At 46.7% G+C, this 20,876-nt stretch carries 19 protein-coding genes; 10 read left to right on the forward strand and 9 right to left on the reverse strand.

The genetic code is table 11. From position 1 onward, the window contains the following. Positions 1 to 55 precede the first annotated feature (55 nt). The 5 genes from KWJ01_RS17510 to KWJ01_RS17530 form a co-directional block, all read right to left on the reverse strand. Positions 56 to 2,359, reverse strand: a complete 2,304-nt coding sequence (locus KWJ01_RS17510) for a PA14 domain-containing protein (protein ID WP_224998168.1) — start codon at positions 2,357 to 2,359, stop codon at positions 56 to 58. Positions 2,360 to 2,476: 117 nt separating this feature from the next. Further along, a complete protein-coding gene (rsgA, locus tag KWJ01_RS17515) occupies positions 2,477 to 3,415 on the reverse strand; it encodes a ribosome small subunit-dependent GTPase A (RefSeq protein WP_224998170.1) in 939 nt (312 codons plus the stop codon). Further along, a complete protein-coding gene (locus tag KWJ01_RS17520; RefSeq protein ID WP_224998172.1) occupies positions 3,412 to 4,662 on the reverse strand; it encodes a 3-deoxy-D-manno-octulosonic acid transferase in 1,251 nt (416 codons plus the stop codon). The genes rsgA and KWJ01_RS17520 overlap by 4 nt, the downstream gene beginning before the upstream one ends. A gap of 106 nt (positions 4,663 to 4,768) precedes the next feature. Next, positions 4,769 to 5,401 (reverse strand): peroxiredoxin, encoded by a 633-nt coding sequence (locus KWJ01_RS17525; protein WP_224998174.1) that lies wholly within the window; start codon positions 5,399 to 5,401, stop codon positions 4,769 to 4,771. Positions 5,402 to 5,733: 332 nt separating this feature from the next. Further along, the gene (locus KWJ01_RS17530) at positions 5,734 to 6,513 is read right to left on the reverse strand and encodes an enoyl-CoA hydratase-related protein (protein WP_224998176.1); all 780 of its coding nucleotides are present in this window, start codon (positions 6,511 to 6,513) and stop codon (positions 5,734 to 5,736) included. Positions 6,514 to 6,988: 475 nt separating this feature from the next. Here KWJ01_RS17530 and KWJ01_RS17535 point away from each other — a divergent pair, with 475 nt between their 5' ends. From KWJ01_RS17535 to KWJ01_RS17545, 3 genes are all read left to right on the forward strand, one after another. After that, positions 6,989 to 7,570 carry a low molecular weight protein-tyrosine-phosphatase gene (locus tag KWJ01_RS17535; protein WP_224998178.1) on the forward strand — a complete coding sequence of 194 codons (582 nt, stop codon included), beginning with the start codon at positions 6,989 to 6,991 and terminating at the stop codon, positions 7,568 to 7,570. Next, positions 7,560 to 8,435 (forward strand): fructosamine kinase family protein, encoded by an 876-nt coding sequence (locus KWJ01_RS17540; RefSeq protein ID WP_224998179.1) that lies wholly within the window; start codon positions 7,560 to 7,562, stop codon positions 8,433 to 8,435. The genes KWJ01_RS17535 and KWJ01_RS17540 overlap by 11 nt, the downstream gene beginning before the upstream one ends. Positions 8,436 to 8,672: 237 nt before the next feature. After that, on the forward strand, positions 8,673 to 10,319 hold the full coding sequence (locus KWJ01_RS17545) for a S8 family peptidase (RefSeq protein WP_224998180.1): 1,647 nt from the start codon (positions 8,673 to 8,675) through the stop codon (positions 10,317 to 10,319). A 97-nt stretch (positions 10,320 to 10,416) separates the two neighbouring features. Here the strand turns inward: KWJ01_RS17545 and KWJ01_RS17550 are convergent, their stop codons facing one another. Then, positions 10,417 to 10,935, reverse strand: coding sequence for a hypothetical protein (locus tag KWJ01_RS17550; protein WP_224998181.1), 519 nt, complete (start codon positions 10,933 to 10,935; stop codon positions 10,417 to 10,419). 78 nt (positions 10,936 to 11,013) lie between these two features. Beyond that, positions 11,014 to 12,267, reverse strand: a complete 1,254-nt coding sequence (locus KWJ01_RS17555) for an aspartate kinase (protein WP_224998182.1) — start codon at positions 12,265 to 12,267, stop codon at positions 11,014 to 11,016. Positions 12,268 to 12,532: 265 nt separating this feature from the next. Here KWJ01_RS17555 and fbp point away from each other — a divergent pair, with 265 nt between their 5' ends. Continuing rightward, complete coding sequence (gene fbp, locus KWJ01_RS17560) at positions 12,533 to 13,561, forward strand: class 1 fructose-bisphosphatase (RefSeq protein ID WP_224998183.1); 1,029 nt, start codon at positions 12,533 to 12,535, stop codon at positions 13,559 to 13,561. 116 nt (positions 13,562 to 13,677) lie between these two features. Here the strand turns inward: fbp and KWJ01_RS17565 are convergent, their stop codons facing one another. Continuing rightward, the gene (locus tag KWJ01_RS17565) at positions 13,678 to 14,202 is read right to left on the reverse strand and encodes a DUF5606 domain-containing protein (RefSeq protein ID WP_224998185.1); all 525 of its coding nucleotides are present in this window, start codon (positions 14,200 to 14,202) and stop codon (positions 13,678 to 13,680) included. A gap of 53 nt (positions 14,203 to 14,255) precedes the next feature. Continuing rightward, positions 14,256 to 14,858: a ribosome biogenesis GTP-binding protein YihA/YsxC gene (yihA, locus tag KWJ01_RS17570; protein ID WP_224998187.1), complete on the reverse strand. Its 603-nt coding sequence runs from the start codon at positions 14,856 to 14,858 to the stop codon at positions 14,256 to 14,258. Between the two features lie 709 nt (positions 14,859 to 15,567). On the opposite strand from yihA, the gene KWJ01_RS28380 reads away from it, so the two are divergent. The 6 genes from KWJ01_RS28380 (at position 15,568) to KWJ01_RS17595 (ending at position 20,870) form a co-directional block, all read left to right on the forward strand. Continuing rightward, positions 15,568 to 15,675 (forward strand): hypothetical protein, encoded by a 108-nt coding sequence (locus KWJ01_RS28380; protein ID WP_370634730.1) that lies wholly within the window; start codon positions 15,568 to 15,570, stop codon positions 15,673 to 15,675. A gap of 1,099 nt (positions 15,676 to 16,774) precedes the next feature. Continuing rightward, entirely contained in the window at positions 16,775 to 17,233 is a 459-nt protein-coding gene (locus KWJ01_RS28385; protein WP_370634731.1) for an OmpA family protein, read from the forward strand. Positions 17,234 to 17,344: 111 nt separating this feature from the next. Further along, positions 17,345 to 18,073 carry a bifunctional demethylmenaquinone methyltransferase/2-methoxy-6-polyprenyl-1,4-benzoquinol methylase UbiE gene (gene ubiE, locus KWJ01_RS17580; protein ID WP_224998191.1) on the forward strand — a complete coding sequence of 243 codons (729 nt, stop codon included), beginning with the start codon at positions 17,345 to 17,347 and terminating at the stop codon, positions 18,071 to 18,073. Positions 18,074 to 18,093: 20 nt separating this feature from the next. Then, entirely contained in the window at positions 18,094 to 18,774 is a 681-nt protein-coding gene (locus KWJ01_RS17585) for an outer membrane beta-barrel protein (RefSeq protein ID WP_224998193.1), read from the forward strand. A 118-nt stretch (positions 18,775 to 18,892) separates the two neighbouring features. Next, positions 18,893 to 19,648, forward strand: a complete 756-nt coding sequence (locus KWJ01_RS17590) for an SDR family NAD(P)-dependent oxidoreductase (protein WP_224998195.1) — start codon at positions 18,893 to 18,895, stop codon at positions 19,646 to 19,648. A gap of 118 nt (positions 19,649 to 19,766) precedes the next feature. After that, complete coding sequence (locus KWJ01_RS17595; RefSeq protein WP_224998197.1) at positions 19,767 to 20,870, forward strand: SiaB family protein kinase; 1,104 nt, start codon at positions 19,767 to 19,769, stop codon at positions 20,868 to 20,870. Positions 20,871 to 20,876 lie beyond the last annotated feature (6 nt).

Genomic DNA, 20,876 nt, shown 5'->3' on the forward strand with positions numbered 1-20,876 from the left:
ACCCTTATTGGTACTGATGAACGCTGTAAAGTTAAAATTTGAACCATCCGTGCGATCAACGCTGTATAAATCGCAGGCGCCGTTCCTGGCCATCAGCTTGTTTGATCAACAGAACATAAATGCCACGGTGTAGCTGCCGGGTGCTTACTTCCCAGGTGTTTAATGAAGCCCCCTCCACCAGCACTGACTGGTATCTTCTGCCAGCGGTATCGTAAAAAAATACCTCACCCTCTTGCAGCAGATTTGCTTCCCGGGTAGCTATTCTAAGCCAGCCATCAGTTACAGGGTTGTTAAGCAGTTGCAGGCTTTCTGTAGTGTTTATAGTCACGGTAGCTGCCTCCTGTAAATCTTCGGCATCTGACCGTACATCAGAGGTACTTGTAGTGCTGCTGCTGTTACTGCCCGTGCTAAGTACTGCATCCGGTATCGTTCTTTTGGAAATACCAGGTCCGCTGTAGCTTACAGACAGCTGTTCGCCAGAGTACTTCTCAAAGTATGTAACCCTGATTGGATGTAGGCCTGCTGCCAGTTGTACTGTGCCTGAACGTTCCTGCAGTGCATGCATGCCATCGTTATTTACAATCTGCTGCCCGTTTATGTACAGCTTGCTGCCATCGTCGCTCTGGGTATAAAAAGTGTAGGTGCCTGCCGTAGAGATTTCTATGTAGCCCTCAAATACAAAGCCAAAAAGGTTGTTACTTTTTCTTGGTGCAAGGCTGAAGTTATTAACTGTACCTGTCTTTTTTGGAGTCAGGGAACTGAAGTTAGGAAGCACACTCCAGCTACCCTCATAATATTTATAGCTAAGTCCGGCATTTGTGCCGGCGGGTGGTGTGCTAGAGGCGCTGCCACCTGTGCTAAGTACATCGTTTGGAATTTTTTTCTTGCTAAAGCCAGGACCTTTGAAGCTTACATTTAAAGTTTCTGAACTACCACAGTATTCAAAATAAGTAACCTTGATGGGGTGGGTACCTGCCGTTAAGTATACCGAGCCTGAACGTTCCTGCAGGGCATGAAGTCCGTCGTTGTTGACAAGCTGGCTGCCGTTGATGTAAAGCTTACTGCCATCATCGCTTGCTGTATAAAAAGTATAAGTGCCTGCAGTAGCTATATTAATGTAGCCTTCATACAGAAATGCAAACTTATTATTCCTGCTTTTTGGCGATAGGCTGAAGTTGCTGACAGTGCCTGTCTTTTTTGGGGTAAGTGAACCAAAGTCTGGAAGTACACTCCAGCTGCCTTCGTAATATTTATAATTAAGTCCTGCGGTAGAGACTGGATCATCATCATCATCGGCAGCAGCCACATTTAATTTCATACGGTCTTTTGCGGTGGCACCTGCGTTATCGGTAACCATTAACTCAAACTCATAAGTGCCCGCGACCAGTTCGTAGGCATAGAGCGAGGGCGTGGTGGTTTGGCTAAGCGTGGCAGCAGGACCACTAATCTTACTCCATTTATAGGCACTGATAGTTCCGTCAGTGTCAGATCCTGACCCACTGATGGTAACAGAGTTTGTTGGCAGCTTTATGTTGATATCAGGTCCTGCATTGGCCGAGGGGGGCTGGTTTGTAGGTGGCGGAGGTGTTGTGCCCGGTTTGCGGTGCTGCAGCATCCAGGCATACACATCATCACCATAGGTGCCATTGTATACATAATCCCAAAGATCATCATGTCCGTGCTGGCTGTAAATGGTTCCTTGCGCCGGCGGGTTGGCAACAGGATTGCAGCTGTTATTAAGTGTGTTGATGGCAGCCATCATGGAACTGGCAGGGTATACGTTGTCATTTTTTCCATGAAATGCCCAGACAGGTACACTGCTTAAGCGGCAAACATCCTGGTTCCGGGCATCTGCACCCAGTGGGCTTACAGCTGTGATCTGGTCGGGATGATCTCCAGCAAAATCCCAGACTTTGGTGCCCCCCATGCTGATGCCTGTTAGGTAGATACGCTCGGTATCAATGTTGTAATTCTCTTTAATCCAGTTGAGCATGGGCATCAGGTCGTGGTAATGCCACCAGCTTGGAGCCTGGGGTGCAATCACCACAAAGTCAATCTCCTTACCATTTTTTAGGAGTTTGGGCAAAGCCCGCTGGTACATTTTGCTGAGGTCGCTGGTGCCATTGCCCAGTTCTCCGGCACCGTGCAGGTACAGGATAAGGGGCTTTTTTTCGCTGCTGGAAGAGTAGCCAGCGGGAAGGTACTCAAAGAATCCGAAAGGGGTTCCGCTGGTGCCTTTGGTAATAAGGCGGCGGCTACTTTGTTGGCTAAACACCGGTTGTGAAACCACAAACACGGTAAATAAAACGAAGGCCCATCTCACTAAATCAAAGTGATGGAGGGGTAGAGATTTTTTCATACAATGCTTTAGGCTGAAAAATCATCAAAAACTGATAATATCTAAAAAAAGTACCACTATCAGGATAACGCTAGCCGCAGCAGAAGGTTTGAACGGTTTGATTATTAGGATGAGGATTTATCGGTGATTTTCTTCCTCATCCAACATGCCCAGGTAACTGTTGAATCGGGAGGGAGCAATGGTGCCTGCTTCTACGGCATCCATAACAGCACAGCCTGGTTCATGGGTGTGGGTGCAGTTGTTAAAACGGCACTCATTTAACAGCTCTCTCATTTCAGGGAAATAGTGGTCCAGCGGATCATCTTCCATATCAGCGAGCCCCAGTTCCTTAATACCTGGTGTGTCTATCACCCAGGTGTTGCTGTTTACCCGGAACATCTCTGCAAAAGTGGTGGTGTGGGTTCCTTTATTGGCAAAGGAGCTTATTTCTGCTGTTTTCTGATTTGCCTCCGGCGATATTTTATTAAGCAGGGTACTTTTGCCAACACCACTGTGGCCCGAAAGCAGGCTTAGCTTTCCCTCCAGTAACTGGTTAAAGGCATCGATACCACTTTGTTCTTTGGCAGATATGGCAATGCAGGTATAACCCAGGGGCTCATAAATACCGATAAGCTCCTGCAGGTAAGCATGATCTTTTTCTTTGAGTAAGTCTTTTTTGTTGAACACAATAATGGCAGGAATGCGGTAAGCCTCTGCCGATACCAGGAAGCGGTCTATAAAACCCAGGGAGGTGCGGGGTTGTGCCAGTGTGGCAATGAGTACTGCCTGATCGAGGTTGGCCGCCAGTATATGTGCTTTGTGTTTGTTGTGTATGCTGCGGCGGATCAGGTAGTTCTGGCGGGGCTCAATATCTGTAATAACGGCCTGTTCATCGCCACCGGCTTCTTCAAGTGGCTCCAGCTTTACCCAGTCGCCAACGGCAATGGGGTTGGTTACATTCAAACCTTTGATCTTGAACTTGCCCCGCAGCCTGGCTGTCCAGCGCTGGCCCTGTTCGTCTTCTACCTCGTACCAAAGGCCCGTTGATTTAATAACTCTGCCGCGTAGTTCGCTCATAGAAGGTTTTTACAGTATTGAATAATTTTAGCGGTGGCGCCGGCCTGTTCTGCTACATATCGGGCAGCAGCCCCGCCGGCAGCTTTTCGCCTTTGTTCGTTATCAAACAAAACGCCAAAAATGCTTAAGAGTTCTGCAGCATCTGCAACAGCATAGGCAGCTTCAAGGTCTATCAGGTCCCTGGCTTCGGCAAATTTCTGATAATTGCGGTTTCCAAAGAAAACAGGAATACCCCAGACGGCAGCTTCGAGTGTATTGTGCAGGCCTTTGCCAAAGCTACCCCCCACATAGGCCCAGCTGCCAAGGGCATAGAGCGAGGAAAGCAGGCCAATGGTATCAACCAGCAGTACATCTGCGGAGGCTGCTTCCTGCGGGCTGGTACTGGTGTAGCGCACCGTTTTAACCGAAAGTATTTTCTCGGTTTGCTGCAGGCCTCCCTCATCTGTTTCGTGGGGGGCAATAATGAATTTAACCTTACCCCTGTACTGCTGCACCAGGGGTGCCAGCACCTCCACATCTGCGGGCCAGCTGCTGCCTACCACCATTACAGGCATGTTGCCGGCAAAGGCCCTGGCCAGCGGAATATCTCTGGCCTGTTTGCTAATGGTAAGCACCCTGTCAAAACGGGTGTCTCCCGCAACCCTTACATGCTCCACGCCAATCTCCTGCAGCAGCCTGGCAGAGTCCTCATTCTGCACAAAGAGCTGGCTAAAGTAGCCCAGCATTTGCCTGTAAAAGCTGCCGTGTGGTTTAAAGAACAGCTGGTTGGGCCGAAAGATAGCAGAAATCAACAGGGTAGGAATGTTACGCTTAGATAGCTCCTGCAGGTAAAAGTGCCAGAACTCGTACTTTACAAACACGGCCAGCTGTGGCTTCACTGCATCCAGAAATGCCTGGGCATTCGCAGCAGAATCCAGTGGCAGGTAAAAGATCCAGTCGGCACCGGCATAATTTTTCCTGATCTCGTAACCGGAGGGAGAAAAGAAGGTAAGGAAAATCTTATGCTGCGGGTACTCCTGGCGCAGGGCTTCTATAACAGGGCGGCCCTGTTCAAATTCTCCCAGAGAGGCGCAATGGAACCACAGCACAGGGGCTGTATTCCCCTGCATGGCCTCGCTGATGCGCTGGAGCAGTTGATGCCGCCCCTCCAGCATTTTTTTTGCTTTAGCGTGCAGGGGCGCTGCCAGTGTAAGTGCTGTGCGGTAGCCGCCCAGGCCAAGGGTGTAAAGCCACTTTTGTAGCATCATGGGCCAAAAGTAAAGAAAAAAGCCGGCTTTTGGGGCCGGCTCTTAATATGAATATGCTCCGTGCTAAGATGTTAATCTCTCCTGAAGCTGATCCTTTTGTACTGAATTAGTTATTAGACAGGTACTCTGCCACACCCTGACGGGTAGCGTTCATAGCCTGTTTTCCTTCTTCCCAGTTTGCAGGGCATACTTCGCCAAATTTCTCTACGTGGCGCAGGGCATCAACCAAACGAATCATTTCGTCGATGTTACGGCCCAATGGCAGGTCGTTGATGGTAGCATGACGCACCACACCTTCTTTGTCGATCAGGAAGCTGCCACGGTAAGCAACAGGCTTGCCTTCAAACTGCAGGTTACCTTCTTCGTCGTAGTTCCAGTCGCCGGCAAGTACGCCAAAGTTGTGGGCGATGGTTTTGGCAGAATCAGCAACGATGGGGTAAGTTACACCCTGGATGCCGCCCTGGTCTTTAGGAACATTCAGCCAGGCCAGGTGGCTTTCTTCGGTATCGCAGGAGCAGCCAACAATGGCTACATCACGCTGCTCAAACTGAGCCAGTTTCTCCTGGAATGCGTGGATTTCAGTTGGACAAACAAATGTAAAGTCTTTAGGATAGAAGTAGAAAACCACGTACTTCTTGCCCAGGTACTGGTCAAGAGAGAAGTTGTCTACAATTTCTTCGCCGTTAATAACAGCAGGAGCGTTAAATAGTGGAGCTTTTTTTCCAACTAATGATGCCATAAAACTGATGAATAGTTAGGTTGTAATTATAATGCAATGGAACAGACACTACTGCCTGGCTCCAAATTTCGGTACGCTAAAATTCCGGCTGCAAAGGTAGGAGAGGCGGGGGAGTAATGCAAGGATAGATCAATGTGCTAATTCTTTAATATGCTCATGTTTAATATGCTCATGTGCTGATGTTGGGCAATGGGAGAAGTTGTCTGCTGCCGATAATATCATCCTGCGGCCAGTTTAGCCTGGGGCTTTGATTAAAATTGCCCACAGAAAATAGCTTCTCCCATTGCCCATCATTATCACATAGCACATCAGCCAGTTAACACATTCAGAGACTACTTTCCCTTAAAATCAGGCTGGCGTTTTTCGATGAAGGCATTCATGCCTTCTTTCTGGTCTTCGGAGGCAAAAAGGAGGTAAAAGTTTTTGCGCTCAAAATAGAGGCCTTCGCTAAGGCTGCTTTCATAGGCGTGGTTTACAGATTCTTTGGCCATCTGGGTAGCAATGGGCGACATCTGAGCTATTTCTGCTGCCAGCTCCATGGCACTCTGCAGGTACATTTCTACCGGTACAACCCTGTTCACCAGGCCCCAGTTGAGTGCCTCCTGCGCAGAAATGAATTTGCCTGTCAGCACTAATTCCATAGCCCTGGCTTTGCCAATGGCGCGCGTCAGGCGCTGGGTGCCACCAGCACCAGGCATTACCCCGATTTTAATTTCTGGCTGACCAAACTGGGCAGTTTCAGAGGCTACAATCATATCGCAGGTCATGGCCAGTTCGCAGCCACCCCCCAGGGCAAAGCCCGAAACGGCTGCAATCAGGGGCTTCTTGGTACGCTTGATCTTATCCCAGGTGCTGAACTGATCTACTTTTGCCATATCAATGGCACCCTTGCCAGCCATTTGTTTGATGTCTGCACCTGCAGCAAATGCCCGTTCGTTGCCGGTTAGCACAATCACACGCACCTCATCATCCTCATCGAGCGCAACAAGGGCATCCCGCAGCTCACCCATCAGCTGCAGGTTAAGGGCATTGAGCTCTTTGGGGCGGTTCAGGGCAATAAGGGCAATGTGCTTGCGGTATTGGGGCGTAACAGTAATAAATTCTGCTTGCATAGGCTTAGGCTAAAATTGGTTGGTGGGCCTAAGATGAAAAAAATGGATGGGAAGTAAAAAAGAAAACCTCTCTTAAAACTAAGAGAGGCTTAATGCTTAATAGATGTTAAACAGGTGTATGAATAAGTGTGTTATGTACTCCTTTATACCCTAAGCCCTGCCATAGGTAACCCCTGTATGTGAAAATATTTAAATATTTTTTTCAAAGCGGTTCAGGTATAGGGGTAAGTGCCTGTTTGTGAGTGGTTTTGGGTGCTTGAAATATTTTTAAAAATTCTGCTAAAGTGTGGGCACCCATCTAAGATGTTTTGTGAAAAGAATAATTTTCGCCCTAAAAGCAGTTCTGCCAGCAACTACGCCAGCAGTGTAGCATAACTGCTAAAATTCCCTTTAGCGCTGGCTCCGGCGAAACTGCAGGCGCTTTTGCTGGTTAGCTTTATACTGATGTTTGTAATTAAACCTTATTAAAAAGCCGATGGATAAAATAAAAGTACTGTTTGTGTGCCTGGGCAACATATGCCGGTCTCCGATGGCAGAGGCTATTTTTAATCACAAGATAGAACAGAAAGGATTAGGCAGCCGCTTTGAGGCTGATTCAGCAGGCACTGCAAACTACCATGTGGGCAAACCTGCCGACAGCCGCACCATCCGTGCAGTTGAACAAATGGGCATCCGCATTGCCCACGCTGCCCGCCAGGTAACCACCCCTGATTTGCGCTACTACGACTATGTGCTGGCTATGGATGCCGAAAATATGGAAATACTCAACACCCTTGCCGAAGCAGATGCGGCCCTGGGCGGACGTATTTACCTGATGCGCGATTTTGAGCCCGGTGCCCAGCCCCACAACACAGCCAATGAAAATCAGCCCTACACCAATGTAGATCCCCTGTCTGATAATCCGCGGGATCCTTTAACACCTAACCTGGCTGTGCCCGATCCATATTATGGTGGTGATGAAGGCTTCCGGGAGGTGTATGATATCCTTGACCGAACCATCGAAAATTTCATCAGTTTTGTAGTTCAAAAGAACAAGCTGCAGCCCAATGTTCGATGACCCCAGCCACTTTTTTGAACAGGCCTTATTTATTGCAACAGGCCGAGAGCTGCAACTGAAAGATATGCAGATGAAGGGTGGGGGCTGTATTAACCAAACCGTACACCTTAGCACCAGCGGTGGCGACTTTTTTATTAAGTGGAACGATAGCGCCGGGGCTGAAATGTTTGAAGCCGAAGCAAAAGGCCTGGCTTTGCTAAAACAAACAGGAGCTTTGCCTGTACCAGCAGTTATAGGACAGGGGCAGGTTGAGGGGCGTCCTTTCCTGCTGCTCCAGTACCTCGACAGCCGCTCACCTTCTAAAAATTACTGGCAGGCGCTGGGGCAGGGGCTTGCACAACAGCATGCCTCAACACAGGATCAATATGGCCTGGACCATAACAACTACATAGGCCGTTTGCCCCAAAACAACGAGCCGCTGCAGAACTGGACAGCGTTTTTCATACAACGACGCCTGGAGCCACAGCTGGGGCTGGCATACTATAACCAACAGCTGGATAAAGCTTTTCTTGAGCGGTTTCGCAAGCTCTATCCGCGCCTGGAGGAGCTATTGGTAGAAGAACCTCCTGCACTCCTGCACGGTGATCTGTGGAGTGGCAATGTGATGGCCGGCCCAGAGGGTGCAGCCTGGATCATTGATCCTGCAGTTTACTATGGCCACCGCGAAGCAGAACTGGCCTTTACCCGGCTGTTTGGTGGCTTTGACCCGGCTTTTTACAGTGCCTACCAGGAAGTAAAGCCGCTGGAGAAGGGGTGGGAGGAGCGTTTTGATATCTACAACCTCTACCCCCTGCTGGTGCATGTTAACCTCTTTGGCGCAGGCTACTTAAGTGGTGTAGAGCAAATCATCAGGCGCTACTGCTGATGCTGAAGCGTATGCTGCAGCCTGGCTGCCGGCTGGCTGAAAAAAAATCACTCTAAAGGCATAACAGCTTTGTGATCAAAATTCAGGAATTAACGTTAAAAGATAAATCAGAAGATAATGCAGGAATGTAAAGCTGTAAAATACGGATTTTTACTACCTGTACGTTTGTTCTTTGTTTAAACACACTTTACTTAGCGCTGCTATGGCTATGTGCCATGAGTGCTTAACCTGTATTACATGAAAAAAAACTATTCTGTAGCACTACTTGCATTGCTGATGATGATGCTTGTTGGTGCTCCTGTAGATGCACAGAGAAATAAAAATTTTGCCCTGGCCGATACACTGAGCCAGGCGCCGGAAAACTGGTTTAACCTCGATCCGCAAACAGACCGTGTGCCGGGTGTGAGCACTGAAAGAGCTTACAAAGAACTTTTGGCTGGTAAAACCCCCAAAGAAGTAATAGTAGCCGTGATAGATTCGGGCATCGACATAGAGCACGAAGACCTGAAGGGCAAAATCTGGGTGAACACAAGAGAAGTTGTAGGCAACAACATAGACGATGATAATAATGGCTATGTGGATGATATCAACGGATGGAATTTTATAGGTGGCCCTAATGGCGAGCATGTAAATTACGATACCTTTGAGCTTACCAGGCTTTACAAGGAATATCGAGATAAATACGAGGGTAAAACTGCCGAGGAGGTAGAAAATAAGCATGATTTTGCCCTTTATCAGCAGATAAAAGAGGAGTTTGAAGCAGAGCGTGCCGAATATGAAGAGCAGGGCTCTTCCTTTCTGCAGTTCTATGAGCAGTACTCTGCTGCAAGAGCACAGCTGCAGGCAGCCCTGGGTAAAGACAGCATAGGCATGGACGACCTGGAGGGATTTGAGCCGCAAACTGATGAGTTGCGTGTTGCCAGGGGTATTGTTGGTTTTGCGTTGAGCAATAACCTTACCGATGATCAGATTGAGGAATATCATGATTACCTGAGCCGCTACCTCAAATACAACCTGAACCCTGATTTTGACCCCCGCCACATTGTGGGTGATGATTACGATAACCTGCAGGAGCGCTACTATGGTAATCCACTGGTTGAGGGTCCCGATGCAGAGCATGGCACCCACGTGGCAGGTATCATTGCCGCTAACCGCCAGAACGATATAGGCGTGGAAGGTGTAGCCGCCCCTGTTAAAATAATGGTGCTGCGTGCAGTGCCCAATGGCGACGAGCGTGATAAAGATGTTGCCAATGCCATTCGTTACGCTGTTGATAACGGAGCAAGGGTTATTAACATGAGCTTTGGTAAGAGCTATTCTCCCGATAAAGCAGTTGTAGATGAGGCTGTACGCTATGCCAGCGACAAAGGCGTGCTGCTGGTGCATGCAGCCGGTAACGACAGTAAGAATATCGACACAGAAAATAACTACCCAACCAAGCGGTTCCTGGGTACCAAAGGAGTTGCAAATAACTGGCTGGAGGTTGGTGCCTCTGCCTGGGGCAGCGGCAGTAATTTTGTAGGTACTTTCTCTAACTATGGCCGCAAAACGGTAGATGTGTTTGCCCCGGGTGTAGACCTGTATTCTACGGTGCCCGAATCGGAATACAACAGCCTTAGCGGTACCAGCATGGCAGCACCTGTTGTAAGTGGCATAGCAGCTATGGTAATGGCATATTATCCTGAGCTGTCTGCCGAGCAGGTAAAAGAAATCATTATGAAATCTGCCGTAAGATATACCAAGGGTAAAGTGAACAGGCCTGGCGGAGATCCGGGAAGCAAAGATTCCCTGACCCGCTTCAGAGATCTTTCCAGCACCGGTGGGGTAGCCAATGTTTATTATGCCCTGCAGATGGCCGATAAAATGAGCAGAAAAAACAGATAAAAAGTATCTCTATATACTGGTTTAATTCACAAATGAAAAAACGCTTGTGCCCTGGAGGTACAAGCGTTTTTTCATTGTATCCGTTATTTCTATAAGATTAATCTATTACATCGAACCTGAAGCCGATAGGAGACTGCTCTTTTTTGGTGTTGGGTGTGGTAACCAGGAAACGTTCCAGTTCCTGCTCGTAAAACGTTTTCAGTGAGTTAAAAAGATAATCGAAGAAATCGCGGAAGTTATAATTTCCGTCTCTTTCTTCAATGGTAAACTCCCTTTCATTAGGTATGGCAAGAATAAAGAAAGCGGTCACTTTTTTAATGCTTATTTCAAAGCTCATACTTTCTTTTTGCTGCTCATCCATATCGGCACAAACCGTTATAGAAAAGCGAATATGCCAGAAAGTATCTTTCTGCATATCCATGGCCTCCAGCATATTTTCGGTAACCTCCTTCGGATCATCCTTTGAGCGAAGTTTCAGGCGATCGTCGGGTATATTAAATTCATGCTTCAGCTCCTCCATAAGGGTTAGGGCAAACCTGTAACAGGTTTCCTTATAAGTCCTGAAGTCAGTTAGGTTCTTGGCGTATGCTTTACAAAGTTCTTCGTATCGCGTCATAGGTGTTATGGTGTGCTCTGGCCTTGGCCAGTTCCGTTTCAGTATATAATATATTGCAGCAAGAGCTGTTTTGTTTATTTAACGCACCACAATCTGGTAGGTGTGCCGGGTTCTTTGCTCCAGCAACAGCTCTTTTCCACTGCTCATTTCTTCAATGGTGTTATCGGTATAATTTTTTATGGTGATGAGGGTAAGCCCTGTATTATAGCGTATTTCGTATTCACTGGAGAGGTTACTGATTAACGCATCATTTTTAGTGGTATTACCATCAACACAAATAGAAACCGAAGTAGCCGAATTCTGCATTACATTTATTTTAATGTGCATCATATCCAGCATAAAAAAGATGCTGCTAAGGTTTCTTTCTGTAATAAAAGAATAATCCCGGATATGAAAGGTAATCAGCGTTTGGTTTTTCTTAAAAACAATGGCTGGTACTGTTTGACTGGCACCTTCTTCAAAAATGCGGGTGCCGGGCTCTTCGGGTTGCTTGAAGGAGCGCACCAGCAGCGGAATCTGCTGGTTGGCCAGTGGCTTTATAGTTTTTGGATGAATGACCGATGCACCAAAATAAGTCATCTCGGCAGCATCGTAGTAGTTCAGCTCCGGATAAAGTACGGTATCCTGAATAATTCTTGGGTCGGCATTCAACACCCCTGGCACATCTTTCCAGATGGTTACCGATTCGGCATTGAGGCAGCTGGCAAAGATGGCAGCAGAAAAATCGGAGCCCTCGCGGCCCAGGGTGGTGGTGTAACCATCTGAACTTTTTCCTATAAAGCCCTGGGTGATGATGACCTCCTCTTCCAGCACCGGAATCAGTTCGCGGTTTACCTTACTGCCGGTCAGGGGCCAGTTGATTTGTGCTTCGCGGTGCAGGTTGTTGGTGCTGATGTAGTTACGGGCGTCTATCCAGCGGCAGGCAACCTCCATACTGGCAAGATAGGCCTGCAGGATGCCTGAAGAAATAAGCTCTCCGTGGGCTACCACCTCATCATATACCTGGTTAAATGGCTGGCGGCGTGCTTTTTGCAGCGCCCGGGTAAGCGACTGAAACCGCTGTGCCAGGAAAAAGTGAACCTCGTGGTGTATATCTTCGAAAAGGGCTTTTACAATCTGCAGGTGGTAATTGTACAGCTCATTAATCTGATCGGCATAGGAGGTATGGCCCAGGCTAAGCTGCAGCAATTCTTCCAGGGCATTGGTTGTGTTGCCCATGGCCGAAACTACAACCAGCAGCTGATCACCTTTATAGGTTTTTATGATATCGGCTACATTTTTAACGCCCTCAGCATCTTTAACGGAGGCGCCTCCAAATTTAAAAACTTTCATTCTTTTGTTAACAGGTTACTGCAGTGCGCAATATGCTGGTTTATTTTTCAGGGCACTGATATTAAATGAATTTCATGCCTAAAACTACAGGAGCACAGGCAAAGTTTAATATATAGCGCCACCGTGAAGATAACAGCATGCCCGGAAAGAGTTTTAAATATTTTTATGCAAACGTTTGCGTGAAAAATGATTTTGTTACTAACTTTACAATATGGTCAGTTCACTCAACTTTTTTCCTGTGTAATTTATTACTAATTATTTTTTTATGACGAAGGAAAATCTTGGTTTACCTGTTGGTACTACGTTAGATCGGTTCATTAAAAGAAAGCAAGATGATTTTCCCTATGCCACTGGTGAGCTTTCTCAGTTGTTGCGGGATATAGCCCTGGCAGGTAAAATTATTAACCGTGAAATTACCCGCTGCGGCCTCATAAACCTGGCTGGCGCATTTGGGGCAACCAATGTGCAGGGCGAGGAACAGCAAAAGCTGGATATTGTAGCCAATATCCGTTTTATACGCGCTTTGCGCAACGGAGGTGAGGTTTGCGCCATTATCTCCGAAGAAGAAGAGGGGATTATAGACCTGGATAACCCCAACGGCAAATATGTGGTAGCCATGGACCCGCTCGATGGCTCTTCGAATATCGATGTAAATGTTTCAATAGGAACCATTTTTTCGATATACCGCCGTAAATCGCCCACCGGCACCCCCATTACAGATGCAGATGTGCTGCAAAGGGGGGTAGAACAGGTGGCTGCAGGCTATTTGCTGTATGGCACCTCCAGCATCCTGGTGTATACTACGGGCTATGGTGTAAACGGCTTTACATATGAATCTTCTATGGGAGAGTTTTTCCTTTCTCATCAGAGTATAAAATCGCCTGAAGACGGAAAAATATTTTCTGTGAATGAAGGTAGCTATAACAGCTTTGATGCCGGTGTAAAGGAATACATCGAGTATTGTAAGGCTAGTGAGTTTAGTGGCAGGTACATAGGTTCGCTGGTGGCAGATTTTCACCGGAACCTGATGAAGGGGGGTATTTATATGTACCCCGCTACAGCCAGTGCCCCTAACGGAAAATTAAGACTTATCTATGAGTGCAATGCCCTTGCCTTTATAGCTGAGCAGGCTGGAGGCCGTGCCACAAACGGACAACAGCGTATCATGGAGCTGGCCCCCGGCAAACTCCATCAGCGTACGCCGCTCTTTATCGGTTCCAGAAAAATGGTAGAGCAGGTGGGCGCTATTTTAAATCAACACGAACTGCAGCGCAGTGCTGTAGATACTTTATAAAAGTAAGTTAGTAAGCTTTGTTTTAGGTTGTAAATTAAAAAGGCTGCCTCTGATTAGAGCAGCCTTTTTCTTGTTCTGTGGTTTTCTGATACACTTTAAACTGAGTGTATTCAATGTTACTTTTCTTCTTTTTCGGCCTTAGCAGTTTTTGCTTTCTTTTCCTTTTTTTCCGACTTGTCGGCCTTATCTGTCTGTTCGGCAGCAGGGCTCTCTGCATTTTCATCAGCAGGAGCTTTCTCATTACCCTCCTGCAGGGTTTCCGGAGCATTTTCCAGCAGAATCTTATACCAGCTCACCAGCTTTTTTATGTCAGATGGGTACACGCGCTCCCTGTCATAATCTGGTAAAATATGCTGCAAAAATGCTCTTAGCTCTTCGGGAGAAGAGTTGCTGTCAATGCCCGGATCGTCTCCAAATTCACTGTTAATCTTTACAAGGATGTTCTCCAGCGGCTCTGTGCCCTCGGCAGTAGTGGTGTAGATAGATATTTCCTTTAACACAGAAACCCGCTGGTTGGCATTTACCACCAGGCGTTGTTTTTTATTATCGATAGATTCTACGATTACGCCACTGCGGGTTGGCTTCACGATGCGGTAAAGACCGCCTTTTCCGGCAATTGATGCAATTTCTTTTAATTCCATACCTAGTTTATTCCTTTATATGCAGTCATTTAAAAAGGGATGCCATATTACGGCTAATTCTTGAAATCTCTATTCAGCTGGCGAATAAAATCAACCAGTTCTTCGCGTCCTTTTCCGGTTTCGGAAGAGGTAACAAAGTAAGGGGGCAGCTCTGCCCAGTCTTTTAACATGCTGCGTTTATAGGCAGCCACATGCTGGTCTACTTTAGATCCGGAAAGTTTATCAGATTTGGTAAACACCATAGCAAAAGGCAGGCCGTTTTTGCCTATCCACTGCATAAACTCCAGGTCTATTTTCTGGGGTTCCAGCCTTACATCCAGCAGCACAAAAAGACACAGCAGGTTCTGGCGCTGCTCTAAATAATCTTTTATCATCTTAGTCCAGCTGGCACGCTGTGTTTTGCTTACTTTTGCAAAACCATAGCCGGGTAAGTCTACCAGGTACCACTGCTGTTCTATAATAAAATGATTGATGAGCTGGGTTTTACCGGGTGTACCCGAGGTTTTAGCCAGCTTTTTGTTTCCTACCATCATGTTTATCAGCGAAGACTTGCCAACATTGGATCTACCAATAAAGGCATACTCCGGTAAGGTAGGAGGGGGGCAACCGGCAACGGTGCTGTTGCTGATAATAAATTGAGCGTCCAGGTTATGCATTGGGTGCAATTTACAATTTCTTATAGCCAGCAGCAAATAAGGTGCTTAGGCCTTTTTAGATAAAGGAGTAGGTTAATATGTAACGAGTTCTGGGATAAAAGTGCAAAAGTGCGTGATGTCTTACATAGCTAAAAAGCTGCAGCCGGAATTGTTTTTGGATTATTTAGGGAAAGCGGCTTAAATTACCCTCTCATTAGTCTGGAAGTTCAGAAGGAATACCCCGTAAACCAATGATAAAAAGATATTTTGGTGCTTGCCTGCTCATTACTCTGCTTAGCCTAAGCGGTAGCGTAGCGCATGCACAAATGGCAGACACCAGGGCAGATAGCGTTGAGCTGGCTGAGCAGTTTTATGAAATTGGCCAGGAAATCTTGAAAAGCACAAAAGTAGTTGTGCAGGCCCGCGAACAGTTCGAAATGGCAGCAAACCTGGATCCTAATAACATCTGGGCCAATTTTATGACAGGCCAGACCTACCTGGAGTCTGTTAATAAGGAGCGCTCTGCCAAATACTTCCTGCGGGTGTATCAGCAGGATCCTAATTTCCGCTACGACCTGCTCTACTCCATCGGCAAGGGCTTTCAGTATGGCCAGAATTACGAAGAGGCACTTAAGTACTATAATCAGTATAAGCAGAAAACACTCTCAGATGTAAATTACAGGGGGCAGGATAAAATACAATTACGGGATGTTGAACGCAGAATAGAAGAGTGCCAGAATGGCTTAGAGTACGCAAAAAATCCAAAACATTACTCAATCGTAAATATCTCCGAAAAAGTAAATTCTATCTGGCCCGACTATGGTCCGGTACTGAATGAGGATGAAACCATTCTGATCTTTACCACCCGCCGCCAGGAGGATAACCTGAACGAAAACGTGGACTCTGACAACTTCTACTTTGAAGATGTATTCTACTCTGAAAAGGTTAATGGTGAATGGACGGCTGCCAAGAACATCAAGGAGCCTATCAACGATATGTACCATAACAGTAACCTTTCTCTTTCTGCAGATGGTAATACCCTTTACCTGTATCGTTACGATAACGGGGGCGATATTTTCTTTTCTACAAAAGAAAAGGATGGTACCTGGGCTTATCCTCAGCCGGTAAGTGAGTTTATTAACTCCAGCTTTGCCGAGAAGTCAATCTCTGTATCCAAAGATGGCAATACGATGTTCTTCAGCAGCAACAGACCCGGCGGTTTGGGTGGCCTGGATATCTACATGAGCAAAAAGGATAAAAATGGTAAATGGAGCCGCTCGGAAAACCTGGGAGCCACCATCAACACCGAGTTTGATGATGAAAGCCCTTTTATCCACTACGATGGCAAAACCCTTTATTTTAGTAGCCGTGGCCGCAAAGGCATGGGCGGCTATGATATCTTTAAAAGCGTTTACGACAGCACAGCCCGCCAATGGTCTGAACCTGCCAACCTGGGGTATCCCATTAACACACCAGATGAAGACGTATTCTTTGTAGCAACCAAAGATGGCAAAAGAGGTTATTATGCTTCTGTTAGAGACGACGGACAAGGGTATACTGATATTTACATGGTTAACTTTTTTCCTGATGGCGAAGAAAAGCCTGTGTTAGCGCAAAACAAGCCGCAGCCAAAGCAGGAGCCGGAGAAAAAAGAACCGGAGCCAAAGCCCGAGCCTGAAAAAGAAGAACCTGTGCAGGAGCAAAAGATTGCAGAAGCGCCTAAGCCTGAGCCAGCAGCAGCACTAATGCCGGTAACGCTTACCATTCGCATTGTAGATGATGCAACAGACCTGCCCCTGGAAGCAAATATTAACCTGCGCCGCCTGTCTGATAACCAGCTGGCAGGTAAGTCTGAGACTGGCCCGGGTGAGTATAAATTTACCACCACCCAGAAGCAGCCGGTACAAATGGTGCTTAGCGTGGAGAAAGATGGCTATATGTTCAAGAACTTTAAGCTTACAATACCTGCAGCCACCGCACAGGCACAGGAAATTAGCAGAAGTATTGAGCTGAGCCGCCTGCAAACCGGCTTCTCTTCGGTGTTGAGAAATATCTATTTCGATTTTAACAACGCAACCTTTAAGAAAGACTCTTACGACGAGCTGAATAAACTGGAGCGGATGTTGAATGAAAATCCAGACATGGTGGTGGAAATTTCCGGCCATACGGATAACGTAGGGGGCAAGGAGTACAACAAGCAACTTTCGCAGCGCCGTGCTCAGGCCGTAGTTGATTATGTGGTACAGAAAGGCATCAGCAAATCGCGCGTAAGTGCCAAAGGCTATGGCGAGGAGCGCCCCATTGCCTCTAATGACGACGAAAAAGAAGGCAGGATGCTGAACAGGCGAGTGGAATTCAGAATAGTAAGCAAGGGTGGTGCAGTAGCCACACAATAAGATTATAGAAAGCTTTGGTATAAAACACGGGTATATAGCCCGTGTTTTTTTAATTTTGATGCGCAGGTAGTAAAAATATGCGTTATCTAGCTGCGGATTCAAAAAATTACCATGACAGTATTACCCTATAAAGATCAGAATAAAGGAAAAAAAGACCAGGTGGCTACTATGTTCGACAATATTAGCCCCCGTTACGATCTGCTCAACCACCTGCTTAGCCTTGGTATAGACGTACTGTGGCGTAAAGAGGCTATAAAAATGCTGAAGAAGCGCAAGCCACAGCCACAACTGCTCCTGGATGTGGCCACCGGAACCGGCGATTTTGCCATGGAAGCCCTCGTGCTTGCCCCTGACAAAATTATTGGTGTTGATATTTCTGCAGGTATGCTGGAGGTGGGCCGCCAGAAAATTAAGAAGCAGGGACTGGAGGATCGCATAGAAATGATTCAGGCAGATTCAGAGAACCTGCCCTTTGAAGATAATATGTTTGATGCTGCCATCGTTGCATTTGGTGTACGCAACTTTGAAGACTTGAAGAAGGGCCTGCGCGAAATGAACAGGGTGCTGAAGCCCGGAGGGGTTGTTACCATTCTGGAATTTTCACGGATGCGTACTTTCCCGCTCAAGCAATTGTTTAACTTCTATTTTAAACATATTTTGCCACGTATTGGCAAAATGATTTCTAAGGATCAATCGGCTTATACATACTTACCGGAGTCTGTACAGGCATTCCCGGATGGTACAGACTTTTTGAAGATATTAGAAGAAACAGGATATACTAAAACAGAATGGAAATCTTTAACCTTTGGTGTAAGCGCAATTTACGTGGCTTCCAAGTAACGCTTCTGTTATTGCTTAGCATGTTTGCTTATTCTGCCCATGGGCAGGAAACCGTGAACATGAATCAGGAAAACCTTTCCTATGGCGAAACTCGATTTATTTCGTTTGGATTCCTGTTAGGGGGGCACACCTCCAGCCTTAGGCCAAAGTTCTCCGAAGAGTTTACGAAAGCAGCTTTCAGCGATACGATCAATATCACAACAGGTAGTCCTTTTGGCTTTTCCATCGGTTTTCTTACAAACTTTAAGGTGGCACAGTACCTGGATATCCGTTTGATGCCAAAGGTTGCTTTTTATGATTATAAGCTTTCCTTTCAGACTACAACCCCTAATGACGAAGCAGTAAAGGATGCCCTGGCAGATTTTACCACCGTAGATGTACCCATTTCATTTAAATACAAATCGATGCGCAGGGGCAATCACCGTATGTTTATAACAGGGGGTGTTACCCAGATCATTGATGTAACCGGTAAAAAGCAAAAGGAAGAAAACAGTGAGAACGGGCTGCGCCTGAATGGCAATAACACCACTGCAGATATTGGCTTCGGTGCCGATTTCTTTTTTCCGCTCTTTAAATTTTCTCCTGAAATCCGCTATTCCTACGGCCTTACAGATATAATGGACAGCCGGAACAATAATTTAAGCCGTGCCTTTGATAGAATGGGCTCGCAGGTGATAGGCATTTACCTGGTGTTTAACTAACAGCAGCACTTTAGAAAAAAAACTTTTTATATTGATAGGAGACTCCGGCGCTTAGGCCCGGAGTTTTTTATTTTTATGCCTGCCACTTTTTATCTTGCCAACACTTAAGCATTCAAGCATGAACAAAAGAACAGTATTAGTAACAGGGGCTACCTCTGGCATAGGCCTGGCTACTGCCAGGCTGCTGGCACAGCATGATTTCAGGCTAATTGTAACAGGCAGGCGCAAGGAGCGGCTGGAGCAGCTTAGCCAGGAGTTGTCTTCTCTTACCGACATACACTACCTGGTGTTTGATGTGCGGGAGCGGGAGGCAGTGCAAAATGCCATACAGGGCCTGCCGGAAGACTTTGCTACCATAGATGTACTCATCAACAATGCTGGCAATGCCCATGGCCTCGATACCATACAGGAAGGAAACCCCGACGACTGGGATGCCATGATGGACATTAATGTAAAAGGCCTGCTGTATGTGAGCAAAGCTGTAATCCCTCAGATGACCAGCCGCAAGCAGGGGCATATTGTAAACATAGGCTCCATAGCAGGCAAAGAGGTGTACCCTAAGGGTAATGTTTACTGCGCCTCCAAACATGCCGTTGATGCCATCAACAAAGGCATGCTCATGGACCTGAACCCTTATGGTATCAAAGTTACAGCCATCAACCCCGGACTGGTAGAGACTGAGTTTTCTGTTGTGCGCTTTAAAGGCGACGAAGACCGTGCCTCGCAGGTTTACAAAGGTATGCAGCCGCTCAGGCCCGAAGATGTTGCCAGTGTGATCCTGTATACCCTGCAGCTTCCTGCCCATGTTAATATTAGCGACCTGGTGCTGCTGCCTACCGATCAGGCTAGTGCCACCGTGGTAAGAAGAGCATAAAAACAGATGGAATACAGCCGAAAAGTTTTATTTTCAAATTCCGTTTATGTTTATCAGTAAATAATGCTATTTTTAATAAATAAGCCATTTCTATAAATCAGAAAAGGCAAACAGAAAGATGCTGGTATTTAAAGTGTATGAGTTTTATCAGGCACTTGAGGAAGATAGCCTTAGCCTTTTTTACCTTGGAGATGTTAGTGATAACATTACCGAAAAACTTATTGCCTTAAATGACAGGAGGTTAAATGAGTCGGGGGGAGGCAAGGTAAACAGGAAGATTGGTTTCCTGATTGCCGAGTGCTTTCAGAATGTGATCAGGCACCAGGTACATCCGCCGGGTCTGGCTGGTCCGGGCCTGCAGCATGGCTCACCCATGTTCATGGTCAGGCATCATAACCAAAAGTATGCAGTAGCTTCTGTTAACCTTGTTCGAAACGAAAAGGTAGGCCCCCTGCAGGCAAAGCTTGGAAATTTAAGCCGCCTCGACAGCTTAGAGCTGAAAAAAATGTATCTTGATATTCTGCCCGGTGGAGAATACTCTGATAAGGGTGGCGCAGGGCTGGGATTAATTGAGATGGCACGCCGTTCGGGGCAGCAGTTTCAGTTCGATTTTGAGCACAGGGATGAGGCACATTCGCTCTTTTTCTTTCAGCTGCACATGCAGGAAGAAAAAGCACTGAGGCAACCGGTGGCCTCTCTGCAGGTAACCAAGCAGTTGTATGCCAACCTGCAGGAAGAGCAGATAATTTTGCTTTATAAGAGCGACTTCTCCCAGGATTCCATGCTGCCGGTGCTGGAGATGATAGAGCATAACATGAGCCGGCAGGGACCTAATATGTATAAGCAGAAAGCTGTTTTATACGTGCTGGTTGAGCTGTTTCAGAACATTATGAAGCATGGAGCTGCATGGCACGGGCGCCAGGAGGGTGTGTTATGCATATGCAGAACAGCTGCAGGCCAGTACTTATTATGCGCCGGCAATTTTGTTGCCCAGGAAAAAATACCCACTTTGCGGCAGCACCTTTTACAGATCAATGCACTGGATAAAGGAGGGCTGCAGCATTTGTATAAACAGGAATTAAGAAATACCCATGCCAGTACCAAAGGAGGAGCAGGCCTGGGGCTGATAGAAACAGGGCGCTACAGTACCGGCGCTTTTGATTTTAGTTTTGTAACGGTAGATGATCATCATTCATTCTTTACCTTAAGTACCGCAATCTGAGAGAAA

Source organism: Cesiribacter sp. SM1 (assembly GCF_020178975.1).
Classification (GTDB): domain Bacteria; phylum Bacteroidota; class Bacteroidia; order Cytophagales; family Cyclobacteriaceae; genus Cesiribacter.